Below are 20,715 nucleotides of genomic sequence, written 5' to 3'. Positions count from 1 at the left end.
GTATGTGACTAGGGGAGCTGAGCGCAGCCAACACCCCTACAACCCGAAATATGACGAAAAATCAGACGCTGAAGGACGACCCACACCCACATGTTGATTTGGCATTTGGGTTGGTCACAATAAAGCGTGAACCTTCTAACCCTTCAGTGTAGTCCACACTACCACCGACTAAATATTGCAGACTCATTGGATCGACAACCAACGCGACACCTTGTTTCTCAATGGTCATATCCCCTTCATTGATTTGGTCATCAAAGGTGAAGCCATATTGGAAACCGCTGCAACCACCGCCTGTAATGTAGACGCGCAGACGCAGGTTTGGGTTATTTTCATCGGCGACTAAGTCTTTTACTTTAATTGCTGCTGCATCCGTAAATTGCAGTGGCAGAGCTGCATCATCACTCATTTATTACTCCAGACCGATAATCGGTAAATTCATATGTAAGGCTAAGCCTACTTAGATCAATATTTCAATTATCCGTCACCTGACTGATTGGTTCAAGTGTTGTTATACAATAGAGCACAGAGTTACTATTAATCACTGTGATTGGTTCATCATTGTGATTGATAGCATTGGTTTAATCAGTCTTGTGCTTTAGAATAGCGGCAACTTTTTATTTCGTCTCTTTTCAGGAGCCCTGCAATGCACCATTCCGAAGAATTATATAAAGCAGCTCAACAGCTAATCCCTGGCGGTGTTAACTCCCCTGTTCGCGCATTTAATGGTGTCGGCGGTACTCCGTTATTTATCGAACGCGCTGATGGCGCTTACATTTATGATGCCGATGGCAAAGCTTATATTGATTATGTCGGCTCTTGGGGTCCAATGGTATTGGGTCACAACCATCCAGCCATTCGCGATGCGGTCATTCAAGCGGTTAACAAAGGTTTAAGCTTTGGTGCACCAACAGCGGCTGAAGTAGAAATGGCAAAACTAGTGTGTGATCTGGTTCCTTCTATCGAGATGATCCGTATGGTGAACTCTGGTACTGAAGCAACCATGAGTGCCATCCGCCTTGCTCGTGGTTATACGGGTCGCGACAAAATTATTAAGTTCGAAGGTTGCTACCATGGTCATGCCGACTGCCTATTAGTGAAAGCAGGGTCTGGCGCTTTAACCATGGGCGAACCTAACTCTCCGGGTGTACCTGAAGATTTTGTTAAGCACACATTAAGCTGTACTTACAATGACTTAGATTCTGTTCGCCAAGCATTTGAAAATTATCCTGATGATATTGCTTGTATCATTGTAGAACCTGTTGCGGGTAACATGAACTGCGTTCCGCCAACAGCTGAATTTTTACCGGGTCTTCGCGCACTGTGTGACGAATTTAATGCTCTGCTGATTATTGATGAAGTCATGACAGGCTTCCGCGTTGCCCTTGGTGGTGCTCAGAGTTATTACAATGTCCAGCCTGATTTAACATGTTTAGGTAAAATCATCGGTGGCGGTATGCCAGTAGGCGCTTTCGGTGGTCGTTCTGACATCATGGAAAAATTGGCGCCAATCGGTCCTATTTACCAAGCGGGAACACTTTCTGGTAACCCTGTCGCAATGGCTGCGGGTTTAGCGTGTTTAAACGAAGTATCCCAATTGGGCGTCCATGATCGTTTAACTGAACTGACAGATAAACTCGCTCGTGGTTTAGAGCGTGTCTCTAAAGATCAAGGTGTACCAATGGTGATTAACCATGTGGGTGGAATGTTTGGACTATTTTTCACTGACGCAGAATCCGTTACTTGCTACCAAGACGTCATGAAATGTGATGTGGAACGCTTTAAGAAGTTCTTCCACTATATGCTAGAACAAGGCATATACCTAGCACCTGCAGCATTCGAAGCTGGATTTATGTCTATCGCCCATAGTGATGAAGATATCCAGCGCACCATCAATGCTGCTGAAATTGCACTGGCAAAAATTAAAGCCGAGTAATTTCTCACACTAAAATCCAAAAAAATAGGCGCCATCTGCATAAGACGGTGCCTATTTTTTTGATCTGTTTTCTTTTCAAACTTATGGCTTATCTCAACATTCGCCTAAATCCCGTGCGCTGTAGCAAAGCGGCAAACGAGGATAACTCGGGGAGCATACAAACGTATGTGACCCGAGTATCCGAATGGAGCCAACAACGCTACGGCGTGCGGGATGATGGAGAATTGGATGGGGAATCACCGAACATATCTTTCACCCAATCTGGTGCAGCCTCTTCTTGCGGTGCCTCATTATTCCCATTTAAATTCCATGCAGGGTCTTGCGATGTGGAACCTTGGCATAGGCTTTGAGGGTCATCCGTCCATACTGGCAACATCCTACCGCCACCAAAGTCAGAACAGCTAAATTGTCCATCCATCATGACGCGCATGTCAGTAATGCCTTCTGGTGCACGGTTGATTAATGTCAGTGGCGTTTGATTATCTAAATAACGTTGATAAACCCTTAATGCCCCTGTTGAACCTGTTAATTGGGTTGGTCCGTTGTTATCGCGCCCGACCCAGACAATAGCAACTTCTTTACCGTCGATTCCAGCATACCAGCTATCACGCAAGTCATTCGTCGTGCCCGTTTTACCCGCCAGATTGTATTTTCCATATTTATTAAGTAATACGCGCCCAGTCCCTTGCTGTACCACTTGCTGCATACCAAATAGTGTTAAATATGCGGCTTGAGACGGTACTGCACGTTCTGCAGATGGGTAACTTTGGTACAGCTCTTTTCCGTCACCATCAATCACAGAGCGTAACGCAGATAATTTCGCACGGTTACCTTCACCACCGATGGTTTGATACACTTGTGCGACTTCTGCTGGCGTTAAGTTCACAGCCCCCAATAACATCGCAGGGACTTTTTCCATCGCACTTTCTGGTGCGCCTAAACGGATAAAGGTGTTCATCACTTGGTCAAGACCAATTTCCATTCCTAAGTTTACGGTTGGAATATTTTGTGATTTCGCAAGCGCATCCACTAGCATCATACGTCCGTTAAAATTACGGCTATAGTTTCGTGGACTCCAGCTTTGATTACCCACTTTTAATGTCAGTGGTTCATCGGATAGCCATGTATTTAGACGGAAGCGGTCTGGCTCACTTAATGCAGCTAAGTAAACAGGGGGTTTCGCCAGTGAACCAATGCTACGACGAGCATTCAGTGCACGGTTAAAGCCTGAAAACTGCGGGTCTGACCCGCCAACCATTGCACGAACTTCGCCATTGATGCGGTCAACAACAACCATTGCGCCTTCGATATCATCTAATTTACGAGATTTACGCAAATCAGCCACACCTGATTCAACCGCGTTTTCAGCGGCTGTTTGTGCGACAGGATCAAGTGTTGTAAAGATTTTCGCACCAGAGAGATCTTTAACTTTATCGCCCAATTTCTCATTTAGCTCTTGTCTCACCATCTGCATAAATGCAGGTTGAGATGCGACTAACCCCTCTTTGTTTTTCACACCGAGCGGTCTTGCACTGAGAATTTGGTACATTTCGCTATCAATCACACCGCGCGTTTCAAGGATTTTCAGCACAATATTACGACGTTTAATCGCATTTTGAGGCTTAGTCCATGGATTGTAGGTGGATGCACCTTGCACCATACCTACCAATAACGCTTGTTGGTCAAAACTTAACTCATTGATTGGACGACCAAAATAATACAGGCTTGCTAATGGGAAGCCGCGAATTTCATCATTACCATTTTGCCCTAAATAGACTTCGTTCAAATACAGCTCAAGAATGCGCTCTTTGCTGTAGTTGTAGTCGAGAATCAGTGCCATAAAAGCTTCATTAGCTTTACGTTTTAGGGTTCTTTCGTTGGTTAAAAATAAGTTTTTCACCAACTGTTGAGTTAAGGTACTTCCCCCCTGCACTGAACGCCCAGCCGTGACGTTCGCCACCACCGCACGACCGATAGAATATAAGCTGACACCATCATGCTCATAAAAGTTTCTATCTTCTGTTTCAAGGAGAATTTTAATTAGAGATTCAGGAAAATCCGCCATTGGCAGCACTAAGCGCTGTTCATTGTTGGCAGATTGCATCATGGTGATAAGCTTCGGATCTAAACGGAAAAAGCCAAATGAGCGTCCATTTTCGATGTTTTCAATCTTGCTTAACATGCCATTTTCAAACACCAAACGTGCGAGAACTTGCCCCTCTTTTTGGTCTGGGAAATTAAATGGTCGACGCAGAATTTCAATCGTATTGCCTTTCACCACAAACTCACCAGATGTCGTGATTTTGCTGACTTTGCGGTACTGCATTCCTTCGAGCAAGTTGGACATTTCAGCTTGGCTGTAATCCATGCCAGGTTCAAGATTCACCATGCGACCATATACCGCCGCGGGCAGATCCCACACCTTACCATCAAGGCGCTCTTTTATTTGTTGGTTTAGATAAAAACCATAAGCTGCCAGTATCACAGCGAATACCAACATTAATTTAAACAGCAGCCAGAACCAGCGCCATTTACTCTTACGAGGTTTATTCTTTTTTGAGCCTTTTTTAGTCATTTGCTCTTCTTCATCGTCTTCATCATCAAGATATTCGTCATCAATATCTTCATCATCATATAAATCGTCATCATAATCATCGCGGCGTCTACGGCGGCGTGAAGAGGATGCATTTTTTTCAGCAGCGCGTCTTTTTCGTCTACCAATGGGTTCAAAATCTTTACCGGACATGGTCGCTCCATATCTCCTATACCTAAATAGGCATTAAAATCTAACTAAAAATGCGTAGATGTAATCTAAGACTAATTTTGGCTCATAATTCAAGGAATTTCACGGAAGAAAGCTCCTAATTACACTTTCTTACGCTACCTATCGAGACCGACCGCCTAATTTACAGCCCGTTATTAGAGCACAAAATTAGGTTATTTCGCACTCATCATCGCTTTTTTTGTTTGTCGAGTTGGCTGCGCATTTGCAGGATCATCTGGCCAAGGGTGTTTGGGGTAGCGACCTTTCATCTCTTTTTGCACCTCTTTATAGCTACCTTGCCAAAATGCGCCAAGATCTTGAGTAATTTGTATCGGGCGCCGAGCTGGTGAAAGTAGAGATAGTGTCAGCGTCAGGTTTCCCATTGCCACGGTCGGATTCGTTTTTTCACCAAAGACCTCTTGTAGACGAATTTCAGCTATCGGAGGTTTATCCAGAGAATAGTGAATACTTACCTCGCTACCCGATGGCGCGGTGTAAGTCATAGGAAAAAGCGCATCAAGCCATTGACGTTGCTGCCAGTCTAATCGATTTAATAATAAATTCATTAAATCAATATCCTGCAATTTTTTCTTGCTTGTCACGCCATCAAGATACGGGGCTAACCACGTATCCAACGTTTCTCGTAGCGCGGCATCATCCATTGCAGGGAGCGAATTATCAGGAAAATAGCGAGCAGCTAACGCACAGCGAATGCGTAATTGCAGCGCATTATCTTGCCAATTTAGCGTCTGTAAACCGTTTTGCTGCAACCAATACACTAACGCATTTTTAATTTCTTGAGGTTCAGGATTCGTCAGCCGTTGAGATTTTACGACTAACTGCCCACACTGTAAGCGGCGCCACGCCAGCAAGCTGCCACGTTGCTCATCCCACTCAACCGTTTCTTGGGAATCGAAAAGATATGGGCAATCCTGTTGAAGTTTTTCAATCTCAATGGGATAGGCTAGGGAGATCCGCGCATCCGCCGAATTTTCTGATTGCCAAAGTCCCGCAACCATTAACCAAGCGCTCCCTATCAATGGGTCACTGTCGTCTAAAATTGCCCCTAAGCCACTTGCGAGTTGATAGCGAGTTTGGTTATCGCGGGATTTAGCAATATAGTCCGGAAACCCTGCCGCTAGTAGTGTTGGTAACCACTCACTAATCAATGAGTTCGTTTTGTACAATGCCTGCGTGACTTTCTCACCACTTAAAACTGATGCCCGCTTACACCAATTCTCGGTGGGTCTCTCTAAATAAGTATGAAGATCCGTTACGCCGTTACGAGGTGGTTCCTCAATAATTGCCACTAATAATGCCGCAAGCTGCACAACCTGTTTATTGTGAGTTTGCTGTGCATGGTACAACATAGCAGCCGTACGGACTGACGTTCCCATACCTGCCATTTTATTCCCCATCGAGGTGAGTTTTCCTTGGCTATCTGTCATGCCCAGCTTAAAGAGCAAGGTTTTAGCGGCAGACAATGCCGCATCAGGGGGAACATCCAACCATTGAAGTTGAGAAACGTCATGACATCCCCATTGAAGAAGCGCTAACCATAACCCACTTAAATCACTATTGTTGATTTCTGCTTCGCTAAATGGCGCAGCACGTTCAGCTTGCTCTGCGCTAAATAGATGCCAACATACCCCTGCCTCTAAACGCCCTGCTCGTCCTGCCCGTTGAGTCATGGAAGCTTGGCTAATCCGTTTTTTGACTAATTTGGTTAAACCACTTCTGGGGTTAAACTGTCCCACTCGCTCGAAGCCACTGTCCACCACTAGCCGGATCCCTTCGATAGTTAAGCTCGTTTCTGCAATATTGGTGGCAAGCACCACTTTACGTTTACCTTCTGGTGCAGGGAAAATGGCTTGTTGCTGAGCTTGGATAGATAAAGCGCCATACATTGGGCACAAGAGTACATCCTCACTCACCCTCTTTTCTAGCTCACTTTTGGTGCGTTCAATTTCACCAACTCCGGGTAAAAACAGCAATAAGGAACCACTTTGTTGCTGCATTAATTGCCAAACCGCGCTAGCGACTTCCTGATGGAAAGGTTTATTCGGATTGATGGGTCTATACTCTCGCTGAACAGGAAATGCTTTTCCCAGAGAACTTATCACAGGTGCATCAGGGAATAACAGGCTAAGCCCCTGATTATCAAGAGTTGCAGACATTAATAGAATTTTTAAATCATCCCGCAATGCTTGTTGAGAGTCCAATAACAGTGCTAACCCTAAATCCGCTTGTAAGTTACGCTCATGAAACTCATCCAAGATGACTAACTCGACACCCTCAAGCATCGGGTCATTTTGTAATTGACGCGTGAGAACACCTTCAGTGACCACTTCTAGCCGTGTTTTAGCACTAACCTTACTTTCAGAGCGCATTCGCAAGCCAATGGTTTCGCCTATCGATTCCCCTAACTGTTGTGCTAAACGAGCAGCCACCGAACGTGCAGCAATCCGCCGCGGTTCTAGCATAATGATCCGCCCATTGAACTGCCCACTTTTGAGAATTTCTAACGGCAGTACAGTGGATTTACCTGCGCCAGTTGGCGCATGTAAGAGAACTTGCGGAGATTTCGCTAAAGCAGCGAGTAAGTCATTACTTACTTCTAAGATAGGGAACACTAAGGGGCGACTCCATGACGTTTAACTTTTATGTTAAGCATTGTAGCATTAACCAATATGACGCATTAATACTGTCTATCACATAAGCCTATATAGCATGAGGCCATGTTATATCACGAGCAACGCAGTAAAACGGAGAAGACATGGAATTTATCCCCCCATTAAAATCAGCGACTTTAATTAAACGCTACAAGCGTTTTTTAGCGGATGTCGTCACCCCCGAGGGAGAGGAAATAACGATACACTGCGCGAATACGGGAGCCATGACGGGTTGTGCCACGCCTGGAGATACGGTGTGGTATTCCACCTCAGATAATCCGAAACGAAAATACCCTTATAGTTGGGAGTTAACGCAAACTCAAAATAACCATCTAATTTGTATTAACACAATGCGGGCAAATCAATTAGTGGCAGAAGCGTTGGCAAAAAAACATATTCCAGAATTATCTGACTACAGTATAGTGACTCCCGAAGTGAAGTATGGAAACGAAAACAGCCGAATTGATTTTTTTCTTGCTCAAGATGGGTTAATTGATTGTTTTATAGAAGTAAAATCAGTTACTTTACTAGAGGATGGTCATGGTTATTTTCCTGACACCCAAACAATTAGGGGGCAAAAGCACCTTCGAGAGCTGACTCAGATTGCTAAAGAAGGAAAACGCGCCATACTTATGTTTGTTGTTTTACATAGCGGCATCCACGTAGTATCCGCCGCTGCACATATTGACTCTCAATATGCAGCGTTGTTAGAACAGGCTATTGCCAATGGCGTCGAAGTTCTGTGTTATCAAGTGGATATATCTAAACAAAAAATGCAAATAGGGACATCAGTTCGCTTCACCCCGACTAAGTCATTTTAGTTTAGTCGATATTTAAACAAGGTCATCGAGTTATGAGTGCTAGTGAAGGGAAGAAACACGCTTGCCCTCACAGCATTACAAAACTCATCACATGAACGATTGCCAAGACGGCTGTCTTCTGATATTTATAGCGACCTTAAATTTTCCCCCTTGGGGTTTTTGTAAAATTTGCGTGTGTAGGAGAAGCATTATGCAAGAAGGGCAAAAACGTAAGACATCGTCCTTAAGCATTCTCGCCATTGCCGGGGTTGAGCCCTATCATGAGAAGGCTGGCGAAGAGTACATGAACGAAGCCCAATTGGCGCATTTTAAGCTCATTCTCGAAGCATGGCGCAATCAACTCAGAGATGAAGTGGACCGGACTGTTACTCATATGCAAGATGAGGCAGCTAACTTTCCAGACCCCGTTGATAGAGCCGCTCAGGAAGAGGAATTCAGCCTCGAATTACGTAACCGCGACCGCGAACGTAAATTGATCAAGAAGATCGAAAAGACGCTGAAGAAAGTTGAAGATGAAGATTTTGGCTACTGCGAATCTTGTGGTGTGGAAATTGGCATCCGTCGTTTGGAAGCGCGTCCAACTGCAGATTTGTGCATCGACTGTAAAACATTAGCAGAAATCCGCGAAAAGCAGATGGCTGGCTAATTGTTGTATTGGGAGTCCTCAACGGCGCATTAACCCTGCGCCGTTATAAGGATTCGCACCCTCAAAAAAATTCAAACTCCCCCTTTTCGCTGATGTTTCCATTCTCATTTTTGCTGCTTTTGTTATCGTTTGCGTTACATGATAAAAATCTACAATTAGTATAATATTCACTGAGTTAATTGATATAAAATATAATTAGCCATGACTTTTATTCGTTTAACCATTCTCAAAGAAACTTCAGTGAGCTATGATTAGCCGCTTATTTTGTTTTATGAATCTATGTAATGACATCGAGGTGTACTATTTTTAACCGAGTAGCAAATTTCTGCCGTAATATTTTATCTCGCAATGAACCAGCATCGTCCACAGAACAGGACGCGATGCCAAAGCGCGGTGCGCGAGACACACAGGCAGCCAGTGAAAGGCCAGTCACTCCTTCTGCATCAGAAAAAAAATCTGAGAGGAACACTCGGCATGAGCAGAATACTAGGCAAATAAAGAAAACGGTTCGTCATCCTAAGCGTTCCGATGTTCAAACACAGAAGCGAACACCCGTGACGAAACAAGAATCCATTACGGTTATCCCACGAGCCGATCACCCAATCTCGCGTGATGACATCAGTGATAATGCACTGAAAGTATTATATCGCCTCAATAAAAATGGCTATGAAGCCTATTTAGTTGGGGGCGGCGTCCGTGATTTATTATTGGGTCAAAAACCCAAAGATTTCGATATCACGACCAATGCAACGCCTGAGCAAATTCGCAAGCTGTTCCGTAATTGCCGACTGGTCGGTCGCCGATTCCGCCTTGCACATATTATGTTTGGTCCAGAAATTATTGAAGTTGCCACTTTCCGTGGTCACCATGATCAAGAAGTAGATGACAAAAATCTGTCATCCCAAGCGCAAAATGGCATGTTACTTCGCGATAATATTTTCGGCTCCATCGAAGAAGATGCAATTCGTCGCGACTTCACCGTCAATAGCCTGTATTACAACATTGATGATTTCTCTGTACGTGATTACGTTAATGGCTTGCAAGACTTAAAAGATGGTGTCATTCGCCTAATTGGTGACCCAGAAACTCGCTATCGTGAAGATCCCGTTCGGATGATCCGTGCTGTGCGTTTTGCCTGTAAGCTCAATATGCGTATCGAGCCAAAGACCGCAGAACCCATTCACCTCTTAGCCCCACTGCTAGGTGAGATTCCATCTGCTCGCCTGTTTGAAGAGTCATTAAAATTACTTCAAGCGGGTTATGGCTACGCCACATATAAAATGCTGAATCAGTACCATTTGTTTGAGCAACTGTTCCCAGTGATTGCAAGCCGCTTCACCGAGAATGGCGACTCGCCAATGGAAAAAATCATTGAACAAGTGTTAAAAAATACTGATTTCAGACTAAAAAATGATAAGCGAGTCAACCCTGCATTTTTATTCGCAGCCATGTTATGGTATCCCGTCACTGAACATGCTGAGAAATTAGCACAGGAAGGTGGGCTGGCTTACTACGATGCTTTTGCACTGGCCATGAATGATGTACTGGATGAACAGTGCCGCTCTATTGCAATACCAAAACGTATCACCACAACCATGCGTGATATTTGGATGCTGCAATTGCGCCTACCTCGTCGCCAAGGTCGCCGTGCGAATAAATTAATGGAGCACCCGAAATTCCGTGCAGCCTTTGATTTATTAGAGCTAAGAGCAAATGTTGAGCACCGTAATGAGCTACAAGAACTCGCATTATGGTGGAGTGATTTCCAGCAGTCTAACGCACAGAAACAACGTGAAATGATTTCGGAATTAGGCAGTGCACCGACTCGCCGTCGCCAACGTCCACATCGTTCATCGCAATCTGGCAATAGAAAGCCTAACAAATCATAATTGTGTCAGTCGCAACGACTTAAACTGTCGTTGCGATCACTGTAGAGAGATAAAGAAATGGAGCAGGTGTATATTGCCATTGGCAGCAACTTAGGCGAGCCACTTAAGCAAGCACAACAAGCGATTACTGCATTAAATGCAATCCCAAACAGTCGCGTTGTGAGCACTTCATCTATTTATCGAACCAAGCCGCTCGGTCCACAAAATCAGCCTGATTTTCTCAATCTGGCCGTTTTACTGGAAACAGAACTCGAACCCGAAGAACTTCTCAATTACACTCAAAAAATTGAGTTAGATTTAGGGCGTGTTCGTAAAGATGAGCGCTGGGGACCAAGAACGTTAGATCTCGATATCATGTTGTTTGGTAACCGCATCATGAATACAGAACGGTTAACCATTCCACATTATGGGCTAAAGGAGCGTGAATTTATGCTTTATCCGCTCAGTGATATTACCCCTTCCCTGATTTTTCCTGATGGTGAATTACTGTCAGAAAGACTTATACACGTCCCTCGTAATGGCCTAATGCTTTGGGAATAAACGCCTGACGTATTTAACCTCTTTTAAGGTATGGTCATAAGAGAAATCATTTCCGGAGGTTATTTTAATGAAACCCATTTCTCTCGCTGATTTGTGTCAATATAAGAAAGAGAAACACAAATTCGCCACCATTACTGCTTATGATGCCAGCTTTGCACAACTATTTGCGGAGCAAGGTATCCAAGTGATTCTCGTTGGTGATTCCTTAGGAATGACTATCCAGGGAGAATCAAGCACCCTGCCTGTCACTGTCGAACAAATTGCGTATCACACTCGCTGTGTTCGTAAAGGCGCCCCTAACACATTTATCATCGCTGATATGCCATTTATGAGCTATGCCACGCCAGAGCAAGCGTGCACAAATGCCGCTATTTTAATGCAGGCAGGTGCTAACATGGTCAAAATTGAAGGGGGCAGCTGGTTATGTGATACGGTCAAAATGCTGTGTGAACGTTCCGTGCCTGTCTGTGGTCACTTAGGCTTAACCCCACAAGCTGTCAATGTATTGGGGGGCTATAAAGTCCAAGGTCGTGATGAAGTGACCGCTAACCAATTGATTAAAGATGCGATTGCCCTCGAAAATGCAGGTATTCAACTGCTCGTTCTTGAGTGTGTTCCTACCTCCCTCGCGAACCAAGTCACTGAAGAATTACTGTTACCTGTCATCGGTATTGGTGCGGGAAAAGGCACTGATGGACAAATTTTGGTGATGCATGATGCCTTAGGGATCACAGCCAAACCACCCAAGTTCGCGAAAAATTTTCTGGCTGAAGCTGGGAATATCAGTGATGCTATTCGCTTGTATATTCAAGAAGTTGAACAAGAAATTTACCCGAGTGACGCCCACTCATTTTCTTAATTCTATATAACGTATAACGATAAGGATGGGAAGTATGCGGATTATTGAAACATCGCTAATCTTGCGCCGTGAAATTCGCCGCTGGAAACAAGAAGGCAAACGTATTGCGTTTGTCCCTACGATGGGAAATTTACATGATGGGCATCTGACGCTGATTGACCAAGCAAAACAGCAAGCGGATATTGTGATTGCCAGTATTTTTGTCAATCCAATGCAATTTGACCGTCAATCCGATTTAGCGAATTATCCACGCACCTTGCAAGAAGATTGCGAAAAGCTCAAACGCAAAAATATTGATTTAGTTTTTGCGCCTTCTGCGACGGAATTCTACCCTGAGGGAATGGATAATCAAACTTATGTTGAAGTGCCTGAAATCTCTACCATGTTAGAGGGTGCTAGCCGTCCTGGGCATTTCCGCGGTGTTGCGACCGTTCTGACTAAGCTGTTTAACTTGGTTCAGCCTGATATTGCGTTATTTGGCGAAAAAGACTTCCAGCAACTTCAATTGGTACGTAAATTAGTCACGGATCTCTCTTTCGATATCCAAGTTGTCGGTGTCCCTATCGTCCGTGCCAAGAACGGTTTAGCGCTCAGCTCGCGGAATAATAACTTGTCCGCAGATGAACTCAAAATAGCCCCTCAGCTATTTGCCATTATGCAAAAAGCGGGCGAAAAGCTGGCTGATTCTCCCGCCGCAGCAACTCGCTTAATCGGTGAAATGGAAGAATCTTTACGTCAGGCTGGATTTACACCTGATGAGCTGTTTATTCGTGATGCCGATAACCTCGGTGAGCTAACGGTTTCCAGCCGCCGCGCCGTAATTTTGATGGCCGCATGGTTAGGAAAAACCCGTTTAATCGATAATCTACAAGTCGATTTGCCGCTCGATATCGCTTAACTAATTTAAACATCATTGATGTCACCGTTAGGTAGTAAGAGAACGAACCAACAACGCTGTGGCATACAATGAGTAAGAATAAATATGATTATGCAGCCAACAACGCTGGGCTTGAATGAGAAAAATAACCTGAGATTTATTCAAACTCATTCATGTCACAGCTAGGCGGCAAGTAAACGCGACCCTAGGAGCATACATAAGTATGTAACTAGGGCAAGAGCGCACAGCCAACAACGCTGGGCTTGAATGAGAAAGAATAACCTGAGATTTATTCAAACTCATTCATGTCACAGCTAGGCGGCAAGTAAACGCGACCCTAGGAGCATACATAAGTATGTGACTAGGGCAAGAGCTCGCAGCCAACAACGCTGTGGCTTGAATGAGGAAGAATACATGCAAAGAAAAATGCTACTAGGTAAGCTCCATCGTGCCACCGTTACCCAAGCAGATCTACATTACGAAGGCTCTTGCGCTATCGATCAGGATTTTTTAGATGCGGTTGGTATCTTAGAGTATGAAGCGATCGATATTTATAATGTGGACAATGGCGAACGTTTCTCGACTTATGCAATTGCAGGAGAACGCGGTTCTAAAATTATCTCCGTTAATGGTGCGGCGGCTCGCCGTGCGGCTGTTGGTGATAAATTGATTATCTGCACTTATGGCATGCTGCCTGACGAAGAAGCCCGCCAGCATCAACCTAAAGTCGCTTACTTTGACACAAATAACACCATGAGCCGTATTGCCAAAGCAGTGCCGGTTCAAGTCGCTTAATATCAAAAAAATGCCCCTTAGAGGGGCATTTTTCATTCTCATCACCGTTTTACTTCCTTTCTTAATTCTGCCCTTCCGCTAAATTAGCTTCTTAAGCCTCTTCCTTGCTCAATTAAATACCATGTCAGTGCATAGAAAATAATTAAAAATACCATTAATACGCTTAAGGTAACGACAATAGACACATCGGCAATGCCTAAAAAGCCATATCTAAAGCCGCTGATCATATACACAATCGGGTTCAGCTTGGACACTGCCTGCCAGAATGGTGGCAATAATGATAAGGAATAGAATACCCCACCCAGATACGTCAACGGGGTTAAAACGAATGTTGGAACAATGCTGATATCATCAAAGGTTTTGGCAAAAATCGCATTCAAAAGCCCCGCCAGAGAAAACACTATTGCAGTTAGCAATAATGTCACCACAACCATTGACCATGAATGAACTTGCAACGGGATGAAGAATAGCGAAACAATGGTGACTAAGAAGCCAACTAGAATTCCGCGTGCAACACCACCGCCCACAAAACCTGCGATAATCACATGAGTTGGAACTGGTGCCACTAATAACTCTTCAATATTTTTCTGGAATTTAGAACCAAAAAACGATGAACAGACGTTTGAATATGAGTTAGTGATTACCGCCATCATGATAAGACCGGGGACGATAAACTGCATATAATCCACACCACCCATGTCACCGATTCGAGACCCAATTAAGTTCCCGAAAATGACAAAATAGAGCGACATCGTGATCACTGGAGGCAACAAAGTTTGTACCCAGATACGACCAAAACGAGTCACTTCTTTAATCCAGATAGTTTTTAAGGCAACCCAATACAGAGTGAACATTACACACTCTCCTTCTGAGAGACTTGATTATCTTTTTTCACTAAGCTAACAAATAGCTCTTCTAGACGGTTCGCCTTATTACGCATACTCAAAATTTGAATTCCTTGGTCACTTAATTGACTGAATACCCCATTGAGCCCTTGCTCTCGCTTCACATCGACTTCAAGGGTTGAGGTATCCACCAAGCGAGACTCATATCCGACCAAATCGGGAAGCGGGCTTTTCGGCATTAAGTCAAAAATAAATGTTTCTGACTCTAATTGGCTTAAAAGCTGCTTCATACTGGTATTTTCCACCAGCTCACCATGCTGAATAATCCCGATATTACGGCACAGCATTTCCGCTTCTTCCAAATAGTGGGTCGTCAAAATAATGGTGGTGCCTTGTGCATTCAATTTTTTCAAAAACGTCCACATAGAACGACGCAGTTCAATATCAACACCGGCGGTTGGCTCATCGAGAATGAGTAATTTTGGCTGATGCATTAAAGCACGAGCAATCATCAGGCGGCGTTTCATCCCGCCAGATAAATTACGCGCACGCTCATTGCGCTTCTCCCATAAATCCAGCTGAGTAAGATATTGCTCAGCACGTTGGTTCGCTAAATTGCGAGGAACGCCATAATAGCCAGCTTGGTTTAAGACTATCTGCAATACCGTTTCAAATGGGTTAAAATTAAATTCTTGGGGAACTAAGCCAAGCTGCTGTTTAGCTTGAACAACTTGCTTATCTAGGTCATAGCCAAACACGCTGACTGAACCACTGGTTTTATTCACCAATGAGCTAATAATCCCTATCGTTGTCGATTTTCCTGCACCATTAGGTCCAAGCAAGGCATAGAAATCACCATCTTCCACGCGTAAATCAATTCCACGCAACGCTTTCACACCACCTGCATAGGTTTTCGTCAGCTGCGATAGTTCGAGTGCGTAAGTCATATATTAAAAATACCTTTATTCTTGGGGCTGTTTGGAGGCAATATAGAACAATGATGCCACTTTTTCTTGTCGGATGTTATGCAGAAAAGTGATAATAATTTAACAAGGTATTATTCAGCACCCCCCCTAATTGAGGGTTGTCATGTATAAATGAGTGGTTCATCATAGATATGAAATTAGTATAACTAATTATTATTTAATCAATAAATACTGTATAAGATTTTATCGCAAAGTCACACAATTAAGCTACAAACAACTAGGCTATAAGTCATGATGAGAAAAATTGAAGAGCTGTTTGCTAATAACGAAGCATGGTCAGCCTCTGTAAAAGAAAAAGATCCTGAATTCTTTAAAGAATTATCAAAAGCTCAAAGACCTAGATTTTTATGGATAGGCTGTTCAGACAGTCGAGTGCCTGCCGAAAAACTGATCAACGCAGCCCCTGGGGATCTCTTCGTTCACCGTAATGTGGCGAACTTAGTTATCCATACGGACTTAAACTGTTTATCCGTTATTCAGTATGCGGTTGATGTTCTGCAAGTCGAACACATTATTATCTGTGGTCACTACGGATGTGGTGGTATTGAAGCCGCGGTGGATAACACCGAATTAGGCCTGATCAATAACTGGTTATTACACATCCGTGATATCTGGTATCGCCATAGCTCTATGTTAGGTGAACTAAAACCTTGTGAGCGCTTAGATCGCCTTTGCGAATTAAACGTCGTTGAGCAAGTGTATAACTTAGGTCACTCGACTATCATGCAATCTGCGTGGAAACGCGGTCAAAATATCATGATCCATGGCTGGGTTTACGGTATCAATAATGGTCGTTTGCATGACTTACACATTACTTCAGATAGCCGAGAAAAATTAGAGTTAGGCTATCGTGAGGCTATCTCTAAGCTCACACAGAAAAAATAATTTCCTGATGCTAAATAGCAAAAGAGCAGCCTAGGCTGCTCTTTTTATTGCAAAGAATAAAGTTAATTACTCTTCCAGCAAAGTCACGTGTCCAATATAAGGCAGATGACGATACTGTTGTGCGTAGTCGATACCATAACCTACGACAAATTTGTCTTCGATTGAATAACCGATCCACTCAACTGGCACGTCTACTTCACGGCGAGATGGCTTATCAAGTAGCGTACAAATTGCCACAGATGCTGGCTCACGTAAGCCAAAAATCTCACGGACTTTATTTAAGGTATTGCCTGAGTCAATGATATCTTCCACGATCAGCACATGCTTACCGCGAATATCTTCATCTAAATCTTTCACAATTTTCACATCACGGCTTGATGTCATCGCATTGCCGTAGCTTGATACCGTCATGAAATCAACTTCATGAGGTACTGTGATTTTACGGCATAGATCTGCCATAAAAATGAAAGAGCCTTTTAACAGACCAACCAGAACTAACTCACCGTGTTTATCTTGGTAATGAGCACTAATGCTGTCTGCTAATTCACTGATTCTTTGAGCAATCTCTTCTTCAGAGATCATTACATCCAGAGTATGTTTCATCATCTATTACGCATGTGTGGGAATGGAAAGCGCGTAATTTTAACATAAGCCACACAAAGACGCGACGACAAAACCAATGGCAGTGACCACGTTGCCACTGCCACATTGGCAACGTTAACTTACGGTAAAGCCCATCATCATGCCTGTATCCTCATGTTCCAACAAATGACAGTGCGCCATATAAGGGTGCTGAGGTGTTGCCGTATGTTTAAACTCCACCAAGACCTCACTCACTTGCCCTTCCACTTTTACGATATCTTTCCAACCTTGACGATGTGGTTCGACAGGGCGACCATTTTCTTTGAGAATTCTAAAACGCGTGCCATGTACATGGAACGGGTGCAACATCATATCGCCACGCCCTGAAATCACCCATATTTCCTGCTGATTCAGTGGCGCATTAAACGCAGGGTGAGTCATGGAGAAAACCTGACCATTGATGGTATTGGCATTATGAATATCCAGTTCATCCGCACCGGAACCACAGTGACCACCACTGTTCTGCATGCCGGACATATTACCGTGATTCATATTGCCGTTATTCATATTGCCATGGTTCATGTTTCCATGATCCATATTGCCCATCATCCCGCCATGTCCCCCCATACTCCCCATAGCTTGCGGACCATATTTTTCACGCAGCATCATCATGCCTTGCATATCCAAACGCATGTCCATCATCAAATGGAATTTACGACGATTCAGCCCTGTCAAAGACGGTATAGCGGCAAGCGTTGCTAACTGGCTCGGTAATTTGCCTGTTCCGTCACTGAGCGTGGTTTCGATACGTAAAACAGGAAGGGGTTGGTCGAACGGAGCAAGGGTCATTCCCATTTGCCCAACAGGTAGTGTCACAAGATCAAAGGCACGACCATCTGAAGCATCAATCAGTACTTCAAAACGCTCGCCCATTAAGATAGGTAATTCGGTCAAGGCAATAGGTTCAGCGAGCAACCCGCCATCACTACCTATCACGTACATTTTGCGCCCATCGCTGGTCGATACATTTAAACTACGAGCATTACAGCCATTTAATAATCTCAGACGGATCCAACCTTTCGGTGCAACGTGTTTAGGATAAACAGCCCCGTTGGTGAGCATCATATCCCCAAACCAGCCTACCGCCGCACTCATCACATCCAATTGATAATCAATCTGCCCATCATCTTTCAAACGCTTATCTTGTAAAATTACCGGAATGTCATCAACGCCCCACTCGCTCGGTAAGCCATGTTTTTGACTATCGTCATCTTTGACCAGCACCAATCCCGCTAATCCCATTGCCACTTGGTGCCCTGTTTTTCCATGAGTATGAGGGTGGAACCAACAGGTCGCTTCTGGCTGATTAAGTGTGAAATTGACTTTACGACTGGCGCCAGGGGCAATAATTGCTTGAGGTCCCCCATCCTGTTCCCCTGAAATTTCTAATCCGTGCCAATGCACTGTCGTCTCTTCAGGAAGCTGGTTGGTGATATTAATATTCACTGACTGCCCATTTTTTAAACTCAAGGCAGGTCCTAATAAATCGCCGTTATATCCCCACGTTATGGTCTTCTTACCCGGCACAAACTGAGAAATACCTTGCTTGATGGCGATTTGAATATTTCCTTGAGCATCCGGTTCCACTATTGGTGGAATAGCGAGCGTAGGGTAATTCCCTGCTGCGACAGCCATGCGGCTCCAAACTGGCAGTGCGCTAGCCGCATAGGCAATGGCACTCAGCTTAAGAAAATCACGACGTAACATAGATAACCTTCCTTTTATTTATCAAAATCAACAATCGGTGAGCACGGTGTGACAAGTCTAAAATTGCCCTTGCCAAGCAAAACGTGGTTTAATGATTGAGATGATAAAGCTTCCCCTTACAGGAAGGTCAATAAACCCATTCAGTTAATATGGATTTATTACATAGATTTAAGAAAGTTAGAATTGACTAACGAATCTATACACAAAATAATCTAAAGTGCACAGTAGCCGTAAAGAAATAAGGCAACTTGATGTAATGCGAGTATGTTCTTATGCTAATGTAACTTGACATAAAAACCAGATAGAATATCGAATGCAAAAATTTATATTAATGTCATGCTTAATGATGCTTTTGGGGATAACCAATGCCGCTAAAGCACTCTCAACCAATGAAGCTGAAGACCTCGCTGATCTGACTGCTGTGTTTATTTATTTAAAATACGACTGTGGCTATTCCCAAATTCCTGACAGAGAAATTGAACGCGCTATTGTCTATTTTGCAAAAAGTAACAAATGGGATTTAGGCAACTACAACTCAGATAAAATGAGCAAGCTGAATAAAGAAAGTTATGACGATTTAAAAGGCATTCCCCTCACCCAAGAGTTCAAATGCCAATCTTTAGCGAGGGATTCTCTAGGTCTATTTGCTTACGTAAAATAATCAAGCAATCCGAATGCGGAAACATGCCGGCAACACCATCGACAAAATCGAACCATGTTTCCTTCTTATCCTTCTTTCTTTCCTTTACGTTCCTGCCAAAATAACACGACCGATGGAATGGTTTGAATGATCACCATCCGAATAATATGGTTAGACATGACAAACCCTGCATCTAAATTCATCGTGATCGCCGCAAAGGTCATGGCTTCCATACTGCCCGGAGCCCAAGCCAGCAAAAGTACTGCAATATCATACCCCGTGATCCATGCTGCAAATACAGTGATCAAAAAGGTCAAAATAATATTAATAATCACCACTTGCGCTGAGGAGTAAATATTTTTAATCAAGGCTGATAACGGGAAGACAATAAAGTGGTTACCAATGTTCATGCCGATTAAAACCATGCTCAGCTCAGTCAGCATCAACGGAAAATGAAGCTGAACATCAATCCACCCTTGAATTAAGGTCGCCGCCCCAAGGGAAGTCAGCATAAATGGTGCGGGCACTCTGAGTCGTTGTAAGAGCAATCCCATCACCACCCCCACTGTCACTATCACCAGTAACCAGAATGTGGATTCCAGGGTTAACGTTGGCCATTCAATTAGCGGCTGAGGATCGCCCTCGCTTCCTACTACCAAACCTGCCAATAAAATAAGGATAATCAATCGAATAGTATGGGAAATAACAATTTTTTGTGGCGGTGTATGAGTGTGATCTGTTAACGCAAGAATAGCAGCCATCGCTCCCGGCACCGAGCCTAACATCGCTTCCTGTTTTGTCCACCCTACCTTGCGGTGAAACCAGAAAAAACTAAACGAAAACTGCACGGCCAAGCACACCACCAGCATTAACAACAACAGCAATAAATTATCCGCGTCCGACAATGAAACCTGATTGAACATCAAACCGACAGAGGTTCCTAGCGTGACTTGAACAAAAGTGATGGTGTGTTTCGGGATAGGGAATAACAGGCCAAAACGGTGAAAAATGATAATGGCAAGGATAGGCCCGAACATTAATGCAAGAGGAATGCCGATATAAGTGAGTGCACCACCAATCATGGCACAAAGAATAATTCCTACACCCATTTTTATCAGCTTCATCATCGGACAATAACCATTGAAATAATTAATTATGAGAATAAGTTACCTCATAATCATTCAAAGTTATAAAGCTAAGTGTGCCTAAATTAT

General features: G+C 43.8%; 18 protein-coding genes. 10 read left to right on the top strand and 8 right to left on the bottom strand.

The features are described from left to right. Positions 1 to 61: 61 nt before the first annotated feature. The gene (erpA, locus tag PR795_RS07265) at positions 62 to 406 is read right to left on the bottom strand and encodes an iron-sulfur cluster insertion protein ErpA (protein WP_006659315.1); all 345 of its coding nucleotides are present in this window, start codon (positions 404 to 406) and stop codon (positions 62 to 64) included. A 237-nt stretch (positions 407 to 643) separates the two neighbouring features. Between erpA and hemL the strand changes: the two genes are divergently transcribed. After that, positions 644 to 1,933: a glutamate-1-semialdehyde 2,1-aminomutase gene (gene hemL / locus PR795_RS07260; RefSeq protein ID WP_181480162.1), complete on the top strand. Its 1,290-nt coding sequence runs from the start codon at positions 644 to 646 to the stop codon at positions 1,931 to 1,933. Between the two features lie 199 nt (positions 1,934 to 2,132). Here the strand turns inward: hemL and mrcB are convergent, their stop codons facing one another. Together mrcB and hrpB are read right to left on the bottom strand one after the other, a co-directional pair. Next, a complete protein-coding gene (mrcB, locus tag PR795_RS07255) occupies positions 2,133 to 4,679 on the bottom strand; it encodes a bifunctional glycosyl transferase/transpeptidase (protein WP_006661059.1) in 2,547 nt (848 codons plus the stop codon). A gap of 191 nt (positions 4,680 to 4,870) precedes the next feature. Beyond that, positions 4,871 to 7,330 (bottom strand): ATP-dependent helicase HrpB, encoded by a 2,460-nt coding sequence (gene hrpB / locus PR795_RS07250; protein WP_272516761.1) that lies wholly within the window; start codon positions 7,328 to 7,330, stop codon positions 4,871 to 4,873. Between the two features lie 143 nt (positions 7,331 to 7,473). Between hrpB and sfsA the strand changes: the two genes are divergently transcribed. From sfsA to panD, 7 genes are all read left to right on the top strand, one after another. After that, entirely contained in the window at positions 7,474 to 8,190 is a 717-nt protein-coding gene (gene sfsA, locus PR795_RS07245) for a DNA/RNA nuclease SfsA (protein ID WP_006659319.1), read from the top strand. Between the two features lie 190 nt (positions 8,191 to 8,380). After that, positions 8,381 to 8,836: an RNA polymerase-binding protein DksA gene (gene dksA, locus PR795_RS07240; protein ID WP_006659320.1), complete on the top strand. Its 456-nt coding sequence runs from the start codon at positions 8,381 to 8,383 to the stop codon at positions 8,834 to 8,836. Positions 8,837 to 9,216: 380 nt separating this feature from the next. Then, on the top strand, positions 9,217 to 10,725 hold the full coding sequence (pcnB, locus tag PR795_RS07235) for a polynucleotide adenylyltransferase PcnB (protein ID WP_272516762.1): 1,509 nt from the start codon (positions 9,217 to 9,219) through the stop codon (positions 10,723 to 10,725). 57 nt (positions 10,726 to 10,782) lie between these two features. After that, the gene (folK, locus tag PR795_RS07230) at positions 10,783 to 11,265 is read left to right on the top strand and encodes a 2-amino-4-hydroxy-6-hydroxymethyldihydropteridine diphosphokinase (RefSeq protein WP_006661056.1); all 483 of its coding nucleotides are present in this window, start codon (positions 10,783 to 10,785) and stop codon (positions 11,263 to 11,265) included. Between the two features lie 67 nt (positions 11,266 to 11,332). Further along, a complete protein-coding gene (gene panB, locus PR795_RS07225; protein ID WP_006659323.1) occupies positions 11,333 to 12,124 on the top strand; it encodes a 3-methyl-2-oxobutanoate hydroxymethyltransferase in 792 nt (263 codons plus the stop codon). Between the two features lie 34 nt (positions 12,125 to 12,158). Continuing rightward, positions 12,159 to 13,022: a pantoate--beta-alanine ligase gene (gene panC / locus PR795_RS07220; RefSeq protein WP_036961573.1), complete on the top strand. Its 864-nt coding sequence runs from the start codon at positions 12,159 to 12,161 to the stop codon at positions 13,020 to 13,022. A 393-nt stretch (positions 13,023 to 13,415) separates the two neighbouring features. After that, complete coding sequence (gene panD, locus PR795_RS07215; RefSeq protein ID WP_181480164.1) at positions 13,416 to 13,796, top strand: aspartate 1-decarboxylase; 381 nt, start codon at positions 13,416 to 13,418, stop codon at positions 13,794 to 13,796. An 83-nt stretch (positions 13,797 to 13,879) separates the two neighbouring features. On the opposite strand, the gene PR795_RS07210 is transcribed toward panD, so the two are convergent. Together PR795_RS07210 and PR795_RS07205 are read right to left on the bottom strand one after the other, a co-directional pair. Next, a complete protein-coding gene (locus PR795_RS07210) occupies positions 13,880 to 14,650 on the bottom strand; it encodes an ABC transporter permease (protein WP_006661053.1) in 771 nt (256 codons plus the stop codon). Then, positions 14,650 to 15,588, bottom strand: coding sequence for an ABC transporter ATP-binding protein (locus tag PR795_RS07205; RefSeq protein WP_006659327.1), 939 nt, complete (start codon positions 15,586 to 15,588; stop codon positions 14,650 to 14,652). The genes PR795_RS07210 and PR795_RS07205 overlap by 1 nt, the downstream gene beginning before the upstream one ends. A gap of 270 nt (positions 15,589 to 15,858) precedes the next feature. Between PR795_RS07205 and can the strand changes: the two genes are divergently transcribed. Continuing rightward, the gene (gene can / locus PR795_RS07200; protein ID WP_006659328.1) at positions 15,859 to 16,512 is read left to right on the top strand and encodes a carbonate dehydratase; all 654 of its coding nucleotides are present in this window, start codon (positions 15,859 to 15,861) and stop codon (positions 16,510 to 16,512) included. Between the two features lie 66 nt (positions 16,513 to 16,578). Here can and hpt read toward each other — a convergent pair whose 3' ends face one another. Continuing rightward, complete coding sequence (hpt, locus tag PR795_RS07195) at positions 16,579 to 17,115, bottom strand: hypoxanthine phosphoribosyltransferase (RefSeq protein ID WP_006661051.1); 537 nt, start codon at positions 17,113 to 17,115, stop codon at positions 16,579 to 16,581. A 114-nt stretch (positions 17,116 to 17,229) separates the two neighbouring features. After that, positions 17,230 to 18,861 (bottom strand): multicopper oxidase CueO, encoded by a 1,632-nt coding sequence (cueO, locus tag PR795_RS07190; RefSeq protein ID WP_181480165.1) that lies wholly within the window; start codon positions 18,859 to 18,861, stop codon positions 17,230 to 17,232. Between the two features lie 313 nt (positions 18,862 to 19,174). Here cueO and PR795_RS07185 point away from each other — a divergent pair, with 313 nt between their 5' ends. Beyond that, on the top strand, positions 19,175 to 19,522 hold the full coding sequence (locus PR795_RS07185) for a YacC family pilotin-like protein (RefSeq protein WP_006661049.1): 348 nt from the start codon (positions 19,175 to 19,177) through the stop codon (positions 19,520 to 19,522). A 65-nt stretch (positions 19,523 to 19,587) separates the two neighbouring features. Here the strand turns inward: PR795_RS07185 and PR795_RS07180 are convergent, their stop codons facing one another. After that, complete coding sequence (locus PR795_RS07180; protein ID WP_006659332.1) at positions 19,588 to 20,628, bottom strand: AbrB family transcriptional regulator; 1,041 nt, start codon at positions 20,626 to 20,628, stop codon at positions 19,588 to 19,590. Positions 20,629 to 20,715 lie beyond the last annotated feature (87 nt).

The organism is Providencia sp. PROV209 (assembly GCF_028479485.1).
In the GTDB taxonomy this organism is placed as follows: Bacteria; Pseudomonadota; Gammaproteobacteria; order Enterobacterales; family Enterobacteriaceae; genus Providencia; species Providencia alcalifaciens.
This window is presented reverse-complemented; position numbering and strand designations above follow the sequence as displayed.

Coding starts and splice junctions, on each gene's coding strand:
- can (WP_006659328.1), top strand. CDS start 15,859: ATGATGAGAAAAATTGAAGAGCTGTTTGCTAATAACGAAGCATGGTCA.
- folK (WP_006661056.1), top strand. CDS start 10,783: ATGGAGCAGGTGTATATTGCCATTGGCAGCAACTTAGGCGAGCCACTT.
- PR795_RS07205 (WP_006659327.1), bottom strand. CDS start 15,588: ATGACTTACGCACTCGAACTATCGCAGCTGACGAAAACCTATGCAGGT.
- cueO (WP_181480165.1), bottom strand. CDS start 18,861: ATGTTACGTCGTGATTTTCTTAAGCTGAGTGCCATTGCCTATGCGGCT.
- panB (WP_006659323.1), top strand. CDS start 11,333: ATGAAACCCATTTCTCTCGCTGATTTGTGTCAATATAAGAAAGAGAAA.
- dksA (WP_006659320.1), top strand. CDS start 8,381: ATGCAAGAAGGGCAAAAACGTAAGACATCGTCCTTAAGCATTCTCGCC.
- panD (WP_181480164.1), top strand. CDS start 13,416: ATGCAAAGAAAAATGCTACTAGGTAAGCTCCATCGTGCCACCGTTACC.
- hpt (WP_006661051.1), bottom strand. CDS start 17,115: ATGAAACATACTCTGGATGTAATGATCTCTGAAGAAGAGATTGCTCAA.
- PR795_RS07180 (WP_006659332.1), bottom strand. CDS start 20,628: ATGATGAAGCTGATAAAAATGGGTGTAGGAATTATTCTTTGTGCCATG.
- hemL (WP_181480162.1), top strand. CDS start 644: ATGCACCATTCCGAAGAATTATATAAAGCAGCTCAACAGCTAATCCCT.
- PR795_RS07185 (WP_006661049.1), top strand. CDS start 19,175: ATGCAAAAATTTATATTAATGTCATGCTTAATGATGCTTTTGGGGATA.
- pcnB (WP_272516762.1), top strand. CDS start 9,217: ATGCCAAAGCGCGGTGCGCGAGACACACAGGCAGCCAGTGAAAGGCCA.
- PR795_RS07210 (WP_006661053.1), bottom strand. CDS start 14,650: ATGTTCACTCTGTATTGGGTTGCCTTAAAAACTATCTGGATTAAAGAA.
- mrcB (WP_006661059.1), bottom strand. CDS start 4,679: ATGTCCGGTAAAGATTTTGAACCCATTGGTAGACGAAAAAGACGCGCT.
- erpA (WP_006659315.1), bottom strand. CDS start 406: ATGAGTGATGATGCAGCTCTGCCACTGCAATTTACGGATGCAGCAGCA.
- sfsA (WP_006659319.1), top strand. CDS start 7,474: ATGGAATTTATCCCCCCATTAAAATCAGCGACTTTAATTAAACGCTAC.
- panC (WP_036961573.1), top strand. CDS start 12,159: ATGCGGATTATTGAAACATCGCTAATCTTGCGCCGTGAAATTCGCCGC.